This window comes from Actinopolymorpha cephalotaxi, assembly GCF_013408535.1.
Lineage (GTDB): Bacteria > Actinomycetota > Actinomycetes > Propionibacteriales > Actinopolymorphaceae > Actinopolymorpha > Actinopolymorpha cephalotaxi.
The window spans coordinates 1,433,702-1,449,960 of the sequence record NZ_JACBZA010000001.1; the positions used below are offsets into that span (position 1 = coordinate 1,433,702).

The 16,259-nt window shown below is 72.3% G+C and carries 13 protein-coding genes; 3 read left to right on the forward strand and 10 right to left on the reverse strand.

Annotated features, from left to right (window positions below; genetic code table 11):
- The first annotated feature begins 97 nt into the window (after positions 1–97).
- On the forward strand, positions 98–1,486 hold the full coding sequence (locus FHR37_RS06450) for an NAD-dependent succinate-semialdehyde dehydrogenase (protein ID WP_092883020.1): 1,389 nt from the start codon (positions 98–100) through the stop codon (positions 1,484–1,486).
- Here the strand turns inward: FHR37_RS06450 and FHR37_RS06455 are convergent.
- The 5 genes from FHR37_RS06455 to FHR37_RS06475 are packed head-to-tail and all read right to left on the reverse strand — an operon-like array spanning position 1,476 to position 7,555.
- Positions 1,476–2,597 (reverse strand): neutral/alkaline non-lysosomal ceramidase N-terminal domain-containing protein, encoded by a 1,122-nt coding sequence (locus FHR37_RS06455; RefSeq protein ID WP_092883019.1) that lies wholly within the window; start codon positions 2,595–2,597, stop codon positions 1,476–1,478. The two genes, FHR37_RS06450 and FHR37_RS06455, sit on opposite strands and share 11 nt — an antisense overlap.
- Positions 2,594–3,808, reverse strand: coding sequence for an N-acetylglucosamine-6-phosphate deacetylase (locus FHR37_RS06460; RefSeq protein WP_092883018.1), 1,215 nt, complete (start codon positions 3,806–3,808; stop codon positions 2,594–2,596). Before FHR37_RS06460 ends, FHR37_RS06455 begins: the two co-directional genes overlap by 4 nt.
- 30 nt (positions 3,809–3,838) lie before the next feature.
- Positions 3,839–4,582, reverse strand: coding sequence for a glucosamine-6-phosphate deaminase (locus FHR37_RS06465; protein WP_092883017.1), 744 nt, complete (start codon positions 4,580–4,582; stop codon positions 3,839–3,841).
- Complete coding sequence (locus tag FHR37_RS06470; protein WP_092883016.1) at positions 4,579–6,027, reverse strand: AGE family epimerase/isomerase; 1,449 nt, start codon at positions 6,025–6,027, stop codon at positions 4,579–4,581. Before FHR37_RS06470 ends, FHR37_RS06465 begins: the two co-directional genes overlap by 4 nt.
- On the reverse strand, positions 6,020–7,555 hold the full coding sequence (locus FHR37_RS06475; RefSeq protein WP_092883015.1) for a sodium:solute symporter family protein: 1,536 nt from the start codon (positions 7,553–7,555) through the stop codon (positions 6,020–6,022). The genes FHR37_RS06470 and FHR37_RS06475 overlap by 8 nt, the downstream gene beginning before the upstream one ends.
- Before the next feature lie 147 nt (positions 7,556–7,702).
- On the opposite strand from FHR37_RS06475, the gene FHR37_RS06480 reads away from it, so the two are divergent.
- Positions 7,703–8,779 carry a Gfo/Idh/MocA family protein gene (locus FHR37_RS06480; RefSeq protein WP_092883014.1) on the forward strand — a complete coding sequence of 359 codons (1,077 nt, stop codon included), beginning with the start codon at positions 7,703–7,705 and terminating at the stop codon, positions 8,777–8,779.
- A 7-nt stretch (positions 8,780–8,786) separates the two neighbouring features.
- Positions 8,787–9,797, forward strand: coding sequence for a LacI family DNA-binding transcriptional regulator (locus FHR37_RS06485; protein ID WP_092883013.1), 1,011 nt, complete (start codon positions 8,787–8,789; stop codon positions 9,795–9,797).
- Positions 9,798–9,839: 42 nt separating this feature from the next.
- Here the strand turns inward: FHR37_RS06485 and pgl are convergent, their stop codons facing one another.
- From pgl to tal, 5 genes are read right to left on the reverse strand one after another with little or no spacing between them, the layout of a single operon-like run.
- Positions 9,840–10,622, reverse strand: a complete 783-nt coding sequence (pgl, locus tag FHR37_RS06490; RefSeq protein WP_092883012.1) for a 6-phosphogluconolactonase — start codon at positions 10,620–10,622, stop codon at positions 9,840–9,842.
- On the reverse strand, positions 10,622–11,893 hold the full coding sequence (locus FHR37_RS32345; RefSeq protein WP_092883011.1) for a glucose-6-phosphate dehydrogenase assembly protein OpcA: 1,272 nt from the start codon (positions 11,891–11,893) through the stop codon (positions 10,622–10,624). Before FHR37_RS32345 ends, pgl begins: the two co-directional genes overlap by 1 nt.
- Positions 11,890–13,527, reverse strand: a complete 1,638-nt coding sequence (gene zwf, locus FHR37_RS06500; protein ID WP_092883010.1) for a glucose-6-phosphate dehydrogenase — start codon at positions 13,525–13,527, stop codon at positions 11,890–11,892. The genes FHR37_RS32345 and zwf overlap by 4 nt, the downstream gene beginning before the upstream one ends.
- The gene (locus FHR37_RS06505) at positions 13,524–15,143 is read right to left on the reverse strand and encodes a glucose-6-phosphate isomerase (RefSeq protein WP_092883009.1); all 1,620 of its coding nucleotides are present in this window, start codon (positions 15,141–15,143) and stop codon (positions 13,524–13,526) included. Before FHR37_RS06505 ends, zwf begins: the two co-directional genes overlap by 4 nt.
- On the reverse strand, positions 15,140–16,252 hold the full coding sequence (gene tal, locus FHR37_RS06510; RefSeq protein WP_092883008.1) for a transaldolase: 1,113 nt from the start codon (positions 16,250–16,252) through the stop codon (positions 15,140–15,142). The genes FHR37_RS06505 and tal overlap by 4 nt, the downstream gene beginning before the upstream one ends.
- Positions 16,253–16,259: the final 7 nt, after the last annotated feature.

Genomic DNA, 16,259 nt, shown 5'->3' on the forward strand with positions numbered 1-16,259 from the left:
CCTCGATCCGCCGTGCCACCGCACGTAGCCTGGCAGGACGGCCCGACAGCGACGGCCTGCCAACGACGGCAGGGCCGAAGACGAGGGGATGACGCGTATGACCGCGACCGCCAGCACCGACTACCGGGTCGTCGACCCGGCCACCGGCGAAACCGTTCAGGAGTACCCACAGGCGACGAACGCGCAGATCGCGGAAGCGCTGAGCAGGGCGGACGAGGCGTTCGAGGGGTGGCGGCGTACCCCCGCGAAGGAACGGGCCGCGGTGCTGACCCGCGTGGCCGAGCTGTACGAGCAGCGCAAGGACGAGCTCGCCGCCGTGATCACCCAGGAGATGGGCAAACCGGTCGCGCAGGCCGCCGGCGAGATCGACATCGTGGTGTCGATCTACCGCTTCTACGCCGACAAGGGGCCGTCGTTCCTCGGCGACGAGGAGCTGGACGTGGCCTCCGGCGGCCGGGCGGTCGTCCGCAAGGAACCCGTGGGGACGCTGCTCGGCATCATGCCGTGGAACTACCCCTACTACCAGGTGGCGAGGTTCGCCGCCCCGAACCTCATGCTGGGCAACACGATGCTGCTCAAGCACGCACCACAGTGCCCGCGGTCCGCACTCGCCATGGAGCGGATCTTCGCCGACGCCGGGCTGCCGAGTGGTGCGTACGTCAACATCTTCGCGAGCAACGAGCAGGTCGCCGAGCTGATCGCCGACCCGAGGATCCAGGGTGTCTCGCTCACCGGATCCGAACGCGCGGGTGCCGCGGTGGCCGAGATCGCCGGTCGCAACCTGAAGAAGGTCGTCCTCGAACTCGGCGGCTCCGACCCGTTCCTCGTCCTCGGGACCAACGACCTCGACCGGGCCGTACGCCAGGCGTTCGTCGGAAGGATGGGCAACGCCGGGCAGGCCTGCAACGCCGCCAAGCGCATCATCGTGCTGGACGAGCACTACGAGCCGTTCGTGGAACGCTTCACCGCCGCCACCCGGGACGTCCGTCCCGGCGACCCGACCAGCGCCGACACGTTCATGGGGCCGCTGTCGTCGGAGAACGCGGTGCGGATGCTGGCCGAGCAGGTGGACGACGCGGTCGACAAGGGCGCCACCGTGCTGGCCGGCGGCCGGCGGATGGACCGGCCGGGCGCGTGGTACGAACCCACCCTGCTCACCGGTATCCGGCCGGGGATGCGCGCCTACACCGAGGAACTCTTCGGCCCGGTAGCGATGGTCTACCAGGTCGGCTCGGAGGAGGAGGCGGTCGAACTCGCCAACACCACGCCGTACGGCCTCGGTGCATGCGTCTTCAGCGACGACGAACAGCAGGCGCGGCGGGTCGCCGACCGGCTCGAGGCGGGCATGGTGTTCGTGAACGCCTTCGTCGGCAGCGCGGCCGAACTCCCGTTCGGCGGGGTCAAGCGATCAGGCTTCGGGCGGGAGCTCGGGCGCTACGGCATGGAGGAGTTCGTCAACCACAAGCTGATCCACTTCAGCCGCTGAGGCCGAGCAGGCGGAGCGCCTCGGCGCCGAGGCGCTCCGCACTGCCGGGTGCGAACGCCGCCCGCGCGCCGTAGTAGACGTGTGCCTCCTCCACCTCGTACCCGCCGAAGGCGTACTCCTCGCGGGTGGGGAAGTAGCCCGGGCATCCGTCGGCATACCCGAACACCAGCAGGGGTTCCGGCGCCGCCGCGCGCAGTGCCAGTGCGGTCGCCGCGAACGGCTCGCCGGGCAGGGCGACCAACCGGACGCCGGACCAGTCGAGCACGCTGACCCGGGCCGTCCAGGTGCTGCCGTCCAGGCGTTCGACGCCGACCTCGGCCGACCGCGCGCCGACCGGTCCTTCGACGGCGCGGGTCCGGGTGTCAAGGACCGCTTGCGCGATCGCCGTGCCGGCGCGTTCGCAGGCGGCGTAGGTACGGCTGTCGGCCGCCTGCAGCGTGGAGGCGTAGGCGGAGTGGCCGGTGTTGGTGTCGCCGCAGCAGCCGGTGAGGAAGACCGCGACGGCGCCGGGATGGGCAAGCTCGAGTTGACGGCGGACGACCCCGGGATAGTCGGCCGTCCACAACGTGTTGTCCGCGCCGAGTACGACGGGATGGCAGGCGTAGGCGGTGACGACCGCGACGGTAGCGCCGGCCTCGTCGGTCCACACCAGCACCGGCAGAGCGGGGTCGGTCGGGCCTTCGGGCCGTCGCCGGTTGCTGGCCACACCCGGGTCCGCGCCGGTGCCGAACCGCAACCGCGACGGGCGGGCACCGCGGACCGCGGTCCGTACGGCGTCGACGCAGGCGTCCTCCAGCAGGCGGAGGTGGCCGGGGTCGACCGGCCCGCCCAGCCGGCCCGGCACCACGGCGGGACCACCGTGGGTGTGGGTCGCGGCCACGACCACCTCGGTCAGGTCGCCGACGCGCAGGCGTTCGCGGACCCGCTGGCAGGTGTCCTCGTGCAGCCCGCAGGCGTCCACGGTGACGACCGCAGTGCCGTCGACGGTGACCGCGCGGACGGTCAGCGGATCGTGGGTGCCGGTCGCCGCCGAGGTGCGGGCGAGGAAACCGGACATCGCCAGCCCGGCCGGAGGGGTGACGTCCACCGTCGCCGCACCGACCAGGCTCACCCCACCACCGGCGTTCCGGCGGCCACGACCTGCTCCACTGTCAACGTCGGGTTGCCCGGGCTCCAGTGGAACGTCACCAGGTCCGCGGACGCGCCCACCTCCAACCGGCCGCGGCCGCCCACGAACCGTCCCGGCGACGTCGTCGCCAGCGCCAGCGCCTCGGCGAGGGAGAACCTGCCCAGGTTCGCCACGTGGGCCACGCCGTCGGTGACCGGACGCGCCGCGCCCGCGAGGTAGGGCGTACCGACGTGGGAGAGCCTGCCCTGCGCGGTCAACTCGACCGCGCCCCCGACCGGCGTCTGGTAGACCCCGGGCGGGGAACCGGCGAGGGTGGTGGCGTCCGACACCAGGATCGACCGTTCCGGCCCCTTGGCGGCGAGCATGGCGATCAACGTGTCGGCCGGCAGGTGGTGCCCGTCGGCGATGAAGCCCGCGGTGAGCCGGTCGTCGGCGAGCTGTGCCCACACGTAGTTGGGATGGCGGGCGAGCACCGCGTGCGCGCCGTTGCCGAGGTGCGTCGACAGCCTCGCGCCGGCGTCGGCGGCCGCGTGGATCTGCTCGGGGGTGGCGCCGGTGTGGCCGACCGACACCCACACCCCGCGCTCGGCGAGCGCGCTGATGTAGTGCGTACTGCCGGCGAAGTGCGGCGACAGGGTGACCATGCCCACCAGGCCCGCACCGGCCCGCTGCCAGCGGTCGAACTCCGCGACGTCCGGCGGTCGGATCTGGTCGGCGTCGTGCACGCCGCGCGGCCCGTCCTCCGCGGACAGGTGCGGACCCTCCACGTGGACGTACGGAACGGCATGCCGCACCATCGGGTCGTCCGCACGAGCCGCCGCCACCCTGCGTAGGCAGGTGACGATGTGCTCCTCGGACGCGGTGACGATGGTCGGCACCACCGTGGTCACCCCGACCTTCCACAGCGCCCGGACCATCGCGCCGATCGTGTCGGGCTCGGCGTCGGCGGCGTTCACGTCGAACCCCGCGAACCCGTTGACCTGCAGGTCGACCAGGCCAGGGGCCAACCAGGGTTCGGTTTCCGTGGCATCCGGGGTGCTGTCGGTGTGGTTGGTGGCGTCGGTGCCGCCGGCGGAGGTATCCGGACTGTCAACGTGGACTTGCGTGATCAGCCCGCCGGCCAACTCGACCGTGCACCGCCGGCCGGTCGCGGGGTCGCGGCCGGCGATCTCGAACGCGGGTCCTGGGTTCATCGTCGGCTCGTTTCCGGGCTGGCGCCGAGGTCAGTCGAGCGCACCGGCGGAGTCCTGGTCGAGGTAGAGAACACACGAACGGTGTGTACGCAACGCGGTCGCGGGGCAGGCCTCGCCGATCGGGTCGTTCAGCGTACGCCGGACCGCGTCCGCCTTCGCCTGCCCTGGCACGACGCAGAACAGCTGGTCCGCGTCGAGCAGCCGGGGCACCGTCAGCGTGAGCGCGGTCGGCGGAACGTCGTCGAAGGTGGGGAAGCAGCCGTCGTCAACCTGTTGTTGGCGGCAGGTGTCGTCCAGCTCGACCACCTTCACCGCTGCCGGATCGGCGAAGTCCGCGACCGGTGGGTCGTTGAACGCGATGTGCCCGTTGACACCGATCCCCAGGCAGACCAGGTCGATCGGCTCGGCCGCCAGCAGGTCGGCGTACTCCTGCGCGCGCTGCTCGGGGTCGCCGTCGGTGCGCATCAGGTGCACCTCCTTGAACGGCACCCGGTCGAAGACCGCCCGGCGCAGCCACTGCCCGAACCGCTGCGGCGCGTCCTGCGGCAGCCCGATGTAGTCGTCCATCTGGAACGCGGTCACCCGGGTCCAGTCGATGCCCACCTCGGCCACCAGCGCGTCCAGGGTTTCCTGCTGGCTCGGTGCCGCGGCGAACACCATCCGCACGGAGTTCTGGTAGTTCAGGCGCTCGCGCAGCTGGGCGGCGATGTCGGCCGCCGCCGCGTAGCCGAGACTCGCGCGGTCGGGAAAGACACGGACGATCGGTTCGGTCACTGGTGGTTCCTCTCGACGTAGTTGGGTGTTCGGGGTCCGGCGGCGCCGGGCGCGGCGAGGAGCTCGGCCTGCAGCAGCAGCGCACGGGCGATGTGGAACGGATCCTTCACCGGCAGGGCAACCGTGCGGTCCAGCGGGGTGCCGTCGCGCGAGCGGATCTGCACCCACTCCTTCCCGCGCCCCGCCGGGAACGTGCCGTAGGTGTAGCTTCGCAGCCGCTCGTGCCACCGGGAGAGTTCGGGTGCGTACGCCGGAAACCTCACCGCCAGCAACCGCGTGGCGTACAACGCCTCGGCGTGCGGCCACCACAGCTTGGTGTCCCAGGTCTCGCGGACCAGCACCTCGTAGGGATCCTCGAGCGTCCGGCCTTGTGGGCGGCCGCCGTCACGGTCGACGTAACGGAACAGCCCGCCGTGCTCGTCGTCCCAGCCGATCCGCAACGCGTGCAGGGCCGCCTCGGGAATCCACGCCCGGTCGCCGTTCACGCCATCGGCCCCGAGCGCGTCGGCACCGAGCGCGTCGGCCACCCCTGGCACCGTGTCCGCCGCGTGCAGCAGGAACCACAGGCACTCCAGCGCGTGGCCGGGTGTGCGGTGCCGGGCCAGCAGGGTGTCCTCGCGGCCCGGGACGCGGGGGATCAGCTCCCGCAGGTCGTCGCCCTCGCGCAGCTGATGGGCGATCGCGCCGCCCGCCTCGGCGGCGATCGCGGCAGCGGCGCCGGCGCCCGTGGCCGCGTACACCTCCGTCGCCGTGCCCACGCAGATCATCGGCAACGACAGCGCGGTGAAGTCCGGGTGGATCGGGTACGGGTCGGTGCGCGCCTGCCCGCTCCGGACCCGAGCGGCAGCGGACTCGAGCAGTGTCAACGCCAGCTTGCCCGCCTCTGCGACCTCGGCGGGCCCAACAGCATCGGCGGCATCGGAGCCTTCTGCGCCGCGGAATTCCCGGCCGACCCGCGCCCACGCGGCCAGGCCCAGCGCGGCGAAGCAGTCGGCGAAGACGCTGGTGTGCAGACCCGCACCCGGCGCCGGCTCGTGCGGGGTGCCGACGGCGTCGGTGACGTACGCCGTGGTCGCGTCGGGGAGGACCGCGTGCGTACGGACGAACGCCGCGCTCTGCCGGGCGAGCACTCGCAGGTCGGCGGCGTCAAGCACGCCTTGCCCGGGAAGAACGCCGCGCTCGACGGCATCGGCAACGCCTGCCAGCAACCAGGTCCAGCGCCCCTGGGACCAGGTGTACTTGTCGGTGGACAACAGCCGCTCACCGGCGTTGTCCCAGCAGGTGAAGACGCCGCCGTGGTTGCGGTCCGGTGCCTCGCGCAGCCACCAGGCCAGCACGTCGTGCACGAGGTGGTCGGCCACCGCGGCGTACTCACCGGGGTCCCCGGCTCCCGCACCCGCGCGGCCGGGGCCGGGGCCGACAGTCGACGGAGGCAGCTCAGGCATGCGCGGTCACCCCACCCGTCTCGTCGGCCGGAGTGGGGTCCTCCTCCGACAGCGCCGCCACCAGCGCCGCACTCTCGGGGTCACGCCACGGGCGCACCAGCCCGACCAGGACGAAGACCACGAACGAGCACAGCACCGGTCCGGCCACCGTGAACGTCGTACCCAGCGAACCGCCCAGCGCGGCGATCGCGTCGGCGAGGACGTACTTCACCAGTGCGAACACCGCGAGCCCCACCGCCCAGGAGGTGATCGCCGCGCTCGGCCCGCACCGGCGGAAAGCCGGCAACAGGCCCAGCAGCATGGGAATCGCGATCGGCCCCACCAGCGCGCCGAACCACAACACGATCAGGCCGAGCACCCCGCCGAAGGAGTCCGCCGCGAGCGCGATGGCCATCGACAACGCGATGAACGCGAACACCGCGAACCTGCCCACCGCGAGTTCGGCCCGGCTGCCCAGCGTCCGAGCGCCCCGCCACACCGCCGGCAGGATGTCCCGGAGCACCACCGCGGAGATCGCGTTGGCGTCGGAGGAGGTCATCGCCATCGTGTGCGCGAACATCCCGGCCAGCACCAGCCCGACCAGTCCCTGCGGCAGCAGGCTGGTGGCCAGCAGGGCGTACGACTGCGACGGGTCGGCCAGGTCCGGCAGCAGCACCGGCGCCGCCCACATCGGGAAGAACAACACCAGCGGCCACAGGAGGTAGAGGACGGCGGAGGTGAGCGCGGCCTTGCGGGCCTGGCCGCCGGTCGGCGCGGCGATGAACCGCTGCGCGAGGTTCCAGGTGCCGCCGTTGTAGGACAGCGTGGAGATGACGAGGTACGCCAGCACGAACCCGACGGTGTAGTCGCCGTGGAACGCGCTGCCGTGCCCGGCGGGCAGCCGGTCCCACAGCTGCCAGATCGCCGGAACGCCGCCCAGCTTGGCGAGGACGACCACGAACATCGTCACCCCCGCCACCAGCTGGATGAGGAACTGCCCGAAGTCGGTGAGCGCGTCCGCCCACAGCCCGCCGATCGTGGAGTAGACGAGGGTGACGCCACCGGTGAGCAGAATGCCCCAGCCCAGCGGCACGCCGGCGAACACCTGCAACAGGATCGCGGTCGCCGCCCACTTCGCACCCACGTCGAACACCTTCAGCGCGGTGCCGCTCCAGGCGAGCAGCTGCTGGGCCGGCACGTTGTAGCGGGTGGAGAGGTACTCCAGTGGCGAGATGATGCCGAAGCGCCTGCGCAGCCGGGGCCAGCGCGGCGCGAACGTCACCGACCCGACGAACATCGCGACGGTGATGGTCAGCGCCCACCAGACGTACAACGTGAAGCCGTCCTGGTAGGCCACCGCCGCGTACCCCACGAACACCGCGGCGCTGTAGCCGGACATGTGGTGGGAGATGCCGGCGAGCCACCAGGGCATCCGGCCCCCGGCCACGAAGAAGTCGCGGGCGTCGTGGATGCGGCGCCTGGCCCACACCCCGATCCCGACCATCACCACGAAGTAGGCGCCCAGCACCAGCCAGCCGAGTGTCCCCACGTCACTCCTCCCGCACGGGGTCCTGGAATCGACGAGTCTTCCGTGCAAGCGGTTGCACGTCAATCGAGGACCGGCCAGGGACCCATGCCGAAATCGGCAACCTGGCCGAGTTGTTCGTTGGTCCGTGGTGTGCAACCGTTTGCAGACATGACGGAAGGTCGGCGAGCTGACGCGGGTGACCCGGTTGGTGCCAGTGCCGGTGCTGGTGTCGGTGTCGCAGTCGTCGGGGCCGGGGTGATGGGCGCGGCGCACGCCGCGGTGGTGGCCGCCGATCCGCGGGCGAGGCTGGTCGGGGTGGCGAGCGTTCCCGACACGGCCGCGCGCGAGGTCGCCCGCCGCCACGGCGCGGAGGTGGCCACCGACGACTACCGCACCCTGCTCGGGCGTACCGACGTCGACCTGGTGATCGTGGCCACCCCGGACCACCTGCACACCCCGATCGCGGTCGAGGCCGCGCGGGCCGGCAAGGCGATCCTGGTGGAGAAGCCGCTCGCCACCAGCCTGGCCGACGCCGACGAGGTGATCGCCGCCGTGGAGCAGACCGGCGTCGCGGCGATGACGTCGTTCAACCACCGCTGGATCCCGAGCTACGCGCAGGCGAAGGCCGCGATCGAGGCGGGCCGGATCGGCCGGCCGCGGATGGCGTACGCACGCAAGAACGACCGGATCCACGTGCCCACGACGATGCTGTCCTGGGCGGCCGGCACCACGCCCGCATGGTTCCTTTCCAGCCACGACATCGACCTGGTGTGCTGGTTCTTCGGCGAGGACCGCGCGGTCGAGGTGTACGCCACGGCGGTGCGAGGAGTGCTCGAAAGGCGGGGCGTGCACACCCCGGACGCGATGCAGGCGCAGGTGCGGTTCGCCTCCGGCGCGGTGGCGACGTTCGAGTCCTGCTGGATCTATCCCGACACCTACCCGACGATGACCGACTCCTTCGTCGAGGTGGTCGGCGAGCACGGCGTGGTGCACCTGGACCGCAAGGACGACCAGGTGGAGGTGGCCACGCCGACGGAGTTCGAGTATCCGCGGATCTCGATCATGCCGGTGCTGCACGGCGTGCCGGCGGGCGCGCTCGCGTACGCGGTCGGGCACATGATCGGCTGCGTCGCCGACGGGACACCGCCGCTGGTCGGCCTCGCGGAGAGCCGGCGGGTGACGGCGATCCTGGCCGCCGTGCACGAGTCCGTCGCCGACGGCGGCCCGGTCGCGGTCGCGAGCTGAGCGAGGCATGCGCGAGGTCTCCCGGCGGCGGGGTGCGGCGCCGACGATCCGCGAGGTCGCGGAAGCGGCCCGGGTGTCGCGGGCCACCGTCTCCCGCGCGTTTGGCCGGCCCGAACTCCTGCGCCCGGCGACGGTGGCGCACGTCCGTGCGGTGGCCGCGGAGCTGGGCTACCTCCCGAACGCGGTGGCACGGGGGTTGTCCACCGGCCGGTACGCCACCATCGCGCTGGTCGTCCCGGACATCGCCAACCCGTTCTTCCCGCCGCTGGTACGCGGTGCGCAACAGGCTGCCGACCTGGCGGGGTACGGAGTCTTCCTCGGCGACTCCGACGAGGACCCCGCGCGCGAGGACGCGCTGCTGGCGAGGTTCACCGGGCAGGTCGAGGGAGTGGTGCTGGTGTCGTCGCGGCTGCGGGCCGCGCGGGTACGCGAACACGCCGAACGCCGGCCGGTCGTCCTGGTCAACCGGGACCTCGCCGGCCTGCCCCGGGTGCTCGTCGATCCGACCCGGGGGATGAGCGAGGCGGTGGAACACCTCGCCGCCCTCGGCCACCGGCGGATCGCCTACGTCAACGGCCCGAGGACGTCCTGGGCGCACCAGCAACGCCGCCGCACCCTGCGACGCGCCACGGACGCCCGCGGGCTGGATCTGGTGACCGTCGACGCGCGGCGGCCGACGTACGACGCCGGCATCGCATGCGTTCCCGGCCTGCTCGCCACCGGCGCCACCGCGGCGGTGGCCTTCGACGACGTACTCGCGCAGGGAATCCTCGCCGGGCTCGCCGGCGCCGGCGTCGACGTGCCGGGGGACCTCAGCGTCGTCGGCTGCGACGACGTGGTGGCCGCGACCACCACACCGCAGCTCACCACCGTCTCCGCCCCGGCCGGGCAGGCCGGCCGCGCCGCGGTGGACCTGCTGCTCGGCCTGCTCGGCAACGACGACCTCAGGGACGCGAGGTACGTCGTGGACACCCGGCTGGTGGTCCGGTCCAGCACCGGCCCGGCCACCACGCGGTAGGCCGGACCAGTGCTCGACGGGCTGTGTGCTCGGAGGACCGGGTCAGTGCTCGGTGGGCCGGGTCAGCTCGACCGGGAGCTCCTTCGCGGCGGAACGGTCCAGCAGCCACAGGGTGCGCTGCCGGCCGCGTACGCCCGCCGCGGGGATCTGCACCGGTCCGGCCCCGCCCAGAGCGAGGCGTACGGCACCGGCCTTCTCCTCCCCGGAGACCAGGAACCACACCTCGCGGGCGGCGTTGAGCGCGGGGAACGTCAGCGACAGCCTGGTCGGCGGCGGCTTCGGCGCACCGTGCACCGCCACCACCGAGCGCTCCTCCTCGTGCACCGCGGGGTGCTCGGGGAAGAGCGACGCGACGTGGCCGTCGGGGCCCACGCCGAGCATCAGCACGTCGAACCGCGGGACCGGCCCGTGGTCCTCCGGCCGGGCCGCCTTGCGGAGCTCCTCGGCGTACCTGTGGGCCGCGTCCTCGGGGCGGTCACCGCCGGCACCGTTCGCGGCCGGCATCGGGTGTACCCGGTCCGCGGTGATCGGCACGTGGTCGAGCAGCGCCGCCCGCGCACCGGTCTCGTTGCGTTCGGGGTCGCCGTCCGGCACGAAGCGTTCGTCACCCCACCAGATGTCCAGGCGGGACCAGTCGATCGCGTCCCGGGCCGGTGCGTCGGCGAGCGCGGCGAGGACGGCGGTGCCGATGCCGCCGCCGGTGAGGACCACGTGTGCGGTGCCACCACCGGCCTGGCCGTCGACCACCCGAGTCACCAGGCGGGCCGCGACCGCGCGGGCCAGGAGGTCCTTGTCGGCGTGGACGACGACCTCGGGCGCACCCATCAGCCGCCCGCCTTCCTGGCTGCCGTCTTCTTGGCGGGTGCCTTCTTGGCCGGTGCCTTCTTCGCCGCTGCTTCCTTGGCCGGCGCCTTCCTGGCTGCCGTCTTCTTCGCGGGAGCCTTCTTGGCGGGAGCCTTCTTCGCGGCCGCTTCCTTCGCCGGCGCCTTCTTGGCTGTCGTCTTCTTGGCCGGCGCCTCGTCGGCCGGCGCTCGCCCAGCGGACGCCTTCCGGGCCGGGCGAGCCGCTTCGTCGGCTCCGGCCGATTCGTCGCCGCCGGATCCGCGCGCGGGGCGTTCGCCGGCAGGCGTACCGGCGGACTTGTCGGACGTACGCGCGGAGTGGCCGGACCTGGTGCCCCGGCCGTTGCCGTGCGCCCGGTCGAGGAGTTCGGTGACCGTCTCGGCGTACACGTCGTCGGGGTCGAGGCGGCGCAGCTCCTCGGCCAGCAACTCGAAGGTGTCCCGGCGCTTCAGCGCCACGTGGCGTTCGGGCTGGCCGGGCACGGTGTAGCGCGCCAGCCGCCCGTCGGGCCGGGTGATGGCGATGTCGCCCGCGTCGGAGTGCAGCAGGGCCGCGGTGATGCCCGGTCCCTTGCTGGCCTTCACCTTGGTGGGCACCCGCAGCCGGCTGCACAGCCACGCCGCCAGCAGGTCGGCGCTGGCGTTGCCGCGCTCGGCCTCGATGGTCGCACCGGTCACCCGGCTGTGCGGCTGGTCCAGGGCGGCGGCCAGCAGCGCCCGCCACGGCGTGATCCGGGTCCACGACAGGTCGGTGTCGCCGGGCTGGTAGCTGCCACAGTGCGAGATCAGCGTGTCCAGCGACCGGCGCGAGGACGCCGCGTCGGTCACCCGCCGCTGGGCGAGCCTGCCCACCGGGTCCTGCGCGGGGACCTCCGGCGCCTTGTTCGGCCACCACACCACCACCGGCGACTCCGGCAGCAGCAGGGGCATCACGACCGACTCGGCGTGCCGCGCGAGGTCGCCGTACAGGCGGAGCAGGACGTTCTCGCCGGGGCCGGCCTCGCCGCCGACCCGGATCTCCGCGTCCAGCCGGGCCGAGCCGCGACCGCCGCGGGGGATGACGCCGAGGATGCGGGACGGGTGTTCCTTCGCCGCCTCCAGCGCCGCCCGGATCGCGTCGTAGTGACTGCTCTCGTCGGCGATGACCACCAGGGTGAGCACCATGCCCATCGCCGGGCTGCCCGAACTGGCACGCGCCCTGACCAGCGCGGAAGCGATCTTGCTCGCGGTGGTGTCGGACAGGTCGATGATCACGGACGCCTCCAGGCCCGGCCGTCGCGGGCCAACATCTCGTCGGCGGACGCCGGACCCCATGTGCCGGCGGGGTACTGCTCGGGCTTGGCGTGGTCGGCCCAGTAGTTGACGATCGGGTCGAGGATCCGCCAGGACAGCTCCACTTCCTCGTGCTGCGGGAAGAGGGGGGAGTCACCGAGCAGCACGTCGAGGATCAGTCGTTCGTACGCCTCCGGCGAGGACTCGGTGAACGCGCCGCCGTAGGCGAAGTCCATCGTCACGTCGCGGATCTCCATCTGACTGCCCGGCACCTTCGAGCCGAACCGCAGGGTGATCCCCTCGTCGGGCTGGATCCGCATCACCAGCGTGTTGTTGCCCAGTTCCTCGGTCGCGGTGGACGCGAACGGCAGGTGCGGGGCCTTCTTGAACACCACGGCCACCTCGGTGACCCGGCGGGCGAGCCGCTTGCCGGTCCGGAGGTAGATCGGGACGCCCGCCCACCGCCGGTTGTCGATGTCCAGCTTGATCGCGGCGAAGGTCTCGGTCCGGGAGTCCGGCGGGATGCCCTCCTCCTGGAGGTATCCGCGTACCTTCGTCCCGCCGGCCCAGCCCTCGGAGTACTGCCCGTGCGCGGTGTGCAGGTCGAGCCGCCGGGGCAGCTGGATCGCGGCGAGGACCTTCTGCTTCTCCAGCCGCAGGCTCGCCGCGTCGAAGCTCACCGGCTCCTCCATCGCGGTCAGCGCCACGAGCTGGAGCAGGTGGTTCTGGATGACGTCGCGGGCCGCGCCGATGCCGTCGTAGTAGCCGGCCCGGCCGCCGATGCCGACGTCCTCGGCCATGGTGATCTGCAGGTGGTCGACGTAGTTGGAGTTCCAGACCGGCTCGAACAGCTGGTTGGCGAAGCGGAGCGCCAGGATGTTCTGGACGGTCTCCTTGCCGAGGTAGTGGTCGATCCGGAAGACCTGCTCGGGGGAGAAGACCTCCGAGACGATGGCGTTCAGCTCGCGGGCGCTGGCCAGGTCGTGCCCGAACGGCTTCTCCACCACGACCCGGCGCCAGTGGTCCTCGCCCTGGTCGGCCAGGCCGTGCTTCTTCAGCTGGCGCACGGTCACCGGGAACAGCTTCGGCGGCACCGAGAGGTAGAAGACGTGGTTGCCGTTGGTGCCGCGTTCGCGGTCGAGGTCGTCGATGGTGGCGCGCAGCCGCTCGAACGACGCGTCGTCGTCGAGCTCGCCGGGCACGAACCGGAAGCCCTCCGACAGCTGCTTCCAGACCTCCTCCCGGAACGGCGTACGGGCGTACTCCTTGACCGCGTCGTGCACGACGCGCTCGAAGTCCTCGTGCTCCCAGTCCCGCCGGGCGAAGCCGACCAGGGCGAACCCCGGCGGCAGCAACCCGCGGTTGGCGAGGTCGTAGACGGCAGGCATCAGCTTCTTGCGGGCCAGGTCGCCGGTGACGCCGAATATCACCAGGCCGCACGGGCCGGCGATGCGCGGCAGCCGGCGGTCCTGCGGGTCGCGCAGCGGGTTGGTCTCGGCTGTCGACACCGCCGCGGCCGGCCAGTGCAGGGGTTCGGTGTCGGCCGGTACCCCCACGATGTTGGAGCCGGCGCCCCGCTGGGCCCCGGCTTCGGTCGTTCCTCCTGCGTCGGTCATGTGCGCACCTTTCCGGCCGCGTCCAGCAGCTGGGTGAGACCGGCCGACCGGTCGGTCAGGTGGAGTCGCAGGGTGGGGAATCCCTTGTCCCGCAGGACGCCGAGGTCACCGGCGGCCTGGGCGGTGATCAGATGCCCGAAGGTGTACGGCCGGTCCGGGACCGCGAGGTCGTCGGTGACGGCCCCGGTGATCTCCACGAACGCGCCGTTGGGGTGCCCACCCTTGTGGTACTGCCCGGTCGAGTGCAGGAACCTCGGCCCGAAGCCGAAGGTCACCTGGAACGGCGCCGAGGCGGCCAGGGCGGGACGCAGCCGGGCTACCGCGGCGTCGGCGTCCCGGTCGAGGTAGGCCAGCAGCGCGAGGTAGCCGTGCTCGGGCACCGCCCCGACGATGGCGGCGAGGGCCTGCTCGACGGTGCTCGCACCGGCCAGCAGCTTCTCGTCGCCGTAGACCTCGACCGCACCGTCGACGAAGACGGGGGAGGAGGCGGACTCCTGCGCGGGCGGCTGGTCCAGCAGCGAGCGGGCGGCCTTCTTGGCCTCCTCGACGTTGGGCTGGTCGAACGGGTTGATCTCGATCAGCCGGCCGGCGACCGCGACGGCCGTCTCCCACACCTGGAGCAGCGCGCCGAGCGAGCCGTCGGTGACGACCAGGCCGGGCACGGCGAGCTCGGGGGTGCCGATCGCCACCGGGGTGACGTCGGGTCCGGCGTTCGCCCACCCGGGGGTGGTGTCGGAGGTGCCTCCGACGTCGACCGGCAGCAGGCCGCGGCCGAGCTTCCCGGTCGACTCGGCGATGAGCTGCTCGGCCCACGCGCCGAACCCGGTGACGGAGGCGGTCCCCTCGCCGAGCACGACCTTGTCCCGTCCGGCCTGGTGCCCGGCGCCCAGCGCGGCGCCCAGCGCCAGGGCGGGGTTGTCGGCGCTGTCCTGCGCCAGCGTCGGGAGCACCGCCTCGGCCTGGTCGAGCAACTCGGCGACGTCGGCTCCGGCCAGGCCGGCCGGGACCAGCCCGAACGCGGTCAGCGCGCTGTAGCGGCCGCCGACGTTCGGGTCGGCGAGGAACACCTTGCGGTAGCCCTCGGACTCGGCGAGCTCGGCAAACGGCGAGCCGGGGTCGGTGACGACGACGATCCGGCTGGGGCCGTCGATCCCCGCGTCGGCGAACGCCTTGAGGTAGGCCCGCCGGTGGCTGTCGGTCTCCACCGTCGAGCCGGACTTGCTGGAGACCACGAGCACGGTGCGGTCGAGGTCCTGCCCGATCGCCCGGCTGATCACCGACGGGTCGGTGGAGTCGAGCACCGTCAGCGGGACGTTCGCGGTGGCGGTGATCACCTCCGGGGCCAGCGAGGAGCCGCCCATGCCGGACAGGACGATGTGGTCCAGTCCCTCCTGGCGCAGCTGCGCCTGCAACGCCTCGATCTCGGCGAGCAGCGGCCGCGACGTGTGCGGCAGGTCGACCCAGCCCAGCCGGATCGACGCCTCCGGCTCCGCGTCCGGACCCCACAGCGTGGCGTCCTTGGCGGCGAGCCTGGAAGCGACCTTGTCCTCGACCAGCCGGCTTACCGCGTCCTCCTCGGGCCGGGTGACCTCGACGGTGAGCCCTTCGGCGCTCACTTCTTGTTTCCTCCCTCGAGTGCGGCGCGGACGGTGTCCAGCAGTTCCTTCCAGCTGGCCTCGAACTTCTCCACGCCCTCGACCTCGAGCTGCTCGACCACCTCGTCGTAGCCGATGCCGAGCTTCTCCAGGTCGGCGATCAGCTTGCGGGCCTCGTCGTAGCGGCCGCGCACGCTGTCACCCTGCACCTCGCCGTGGTCGCCGAACGCCTCGAGCGTGGCCTCCGGCATGGTGTTGACCACGCCGTCGGTGACCAGTTCGGTGACGTAGATCGTGTCCGGCATCTTGGGGTCCTTGGTGGAGGTGGACGCCCACAGCGGCCGTTGCGGCTTGGCCCCGGCGGCCGCCAGCGCCTTCCACCGGTCGGAGGAGAAGACCTCCTCGTAGGCCTCGAACGCCAGCCGCGCGTTGGCGATGGCCGCCTTGCCCTTGAGGGACTTGGCCTCCTCGGTGCCGATCTTGTCCAGCCGCTTGTCGTACTCGGTGTCGACCCGGCTGACGAAGAAGGACGCGACACTGCCGATCCGGCTCAGATCCAGGCCGTTCTCCTTGGCCTTCTCCAGCCCGGCCATGTAGGCGTCCATCACCTCGCGGTAGCGCTGGAGGGCGAAGATCAGCGTGACGTTGACGCTGATGCCCTCGGCGAGCGCGGAGGTGATCGCGGAGATGCCCTCGCGGGTGGCCGGGATCTTGATGAACAGGTTGGGCCGGTCCACCAGCCACCACAGGGCGCGTGCCTCGGCGACGGTCTTCAGGGTGTCCTTGGCCAGCCGCGGGTCGACCTCCAGCGACACCCGGCCGTCGACGCCGTCGGTGCGGTCGTAGACCGGGCGCAGGACGTCGCAGGCCCAGCGGATGTCGTACGTCGTGATCGCGCGTACGGCCTCCTCGAGGTCGACGCCCCGGGCGGCCAGGTCGCGGTTCTGCTCGGCGTAGTCGTCGGCGTTGCCCACCGCCTTGGCGAAGATCGTCGGGTTGCTGGTCACCCCGACGACCTGCTTGTCGGCGACGAGTTCGGCGAGGTTGCCGGTGGACAGGCGGCCACGCGAGACGTCGTCGATCCAGACGGCCACGCCCGCGTCGGACAGTGCGGCAAGTCGGTCGTTCATCGAGTCT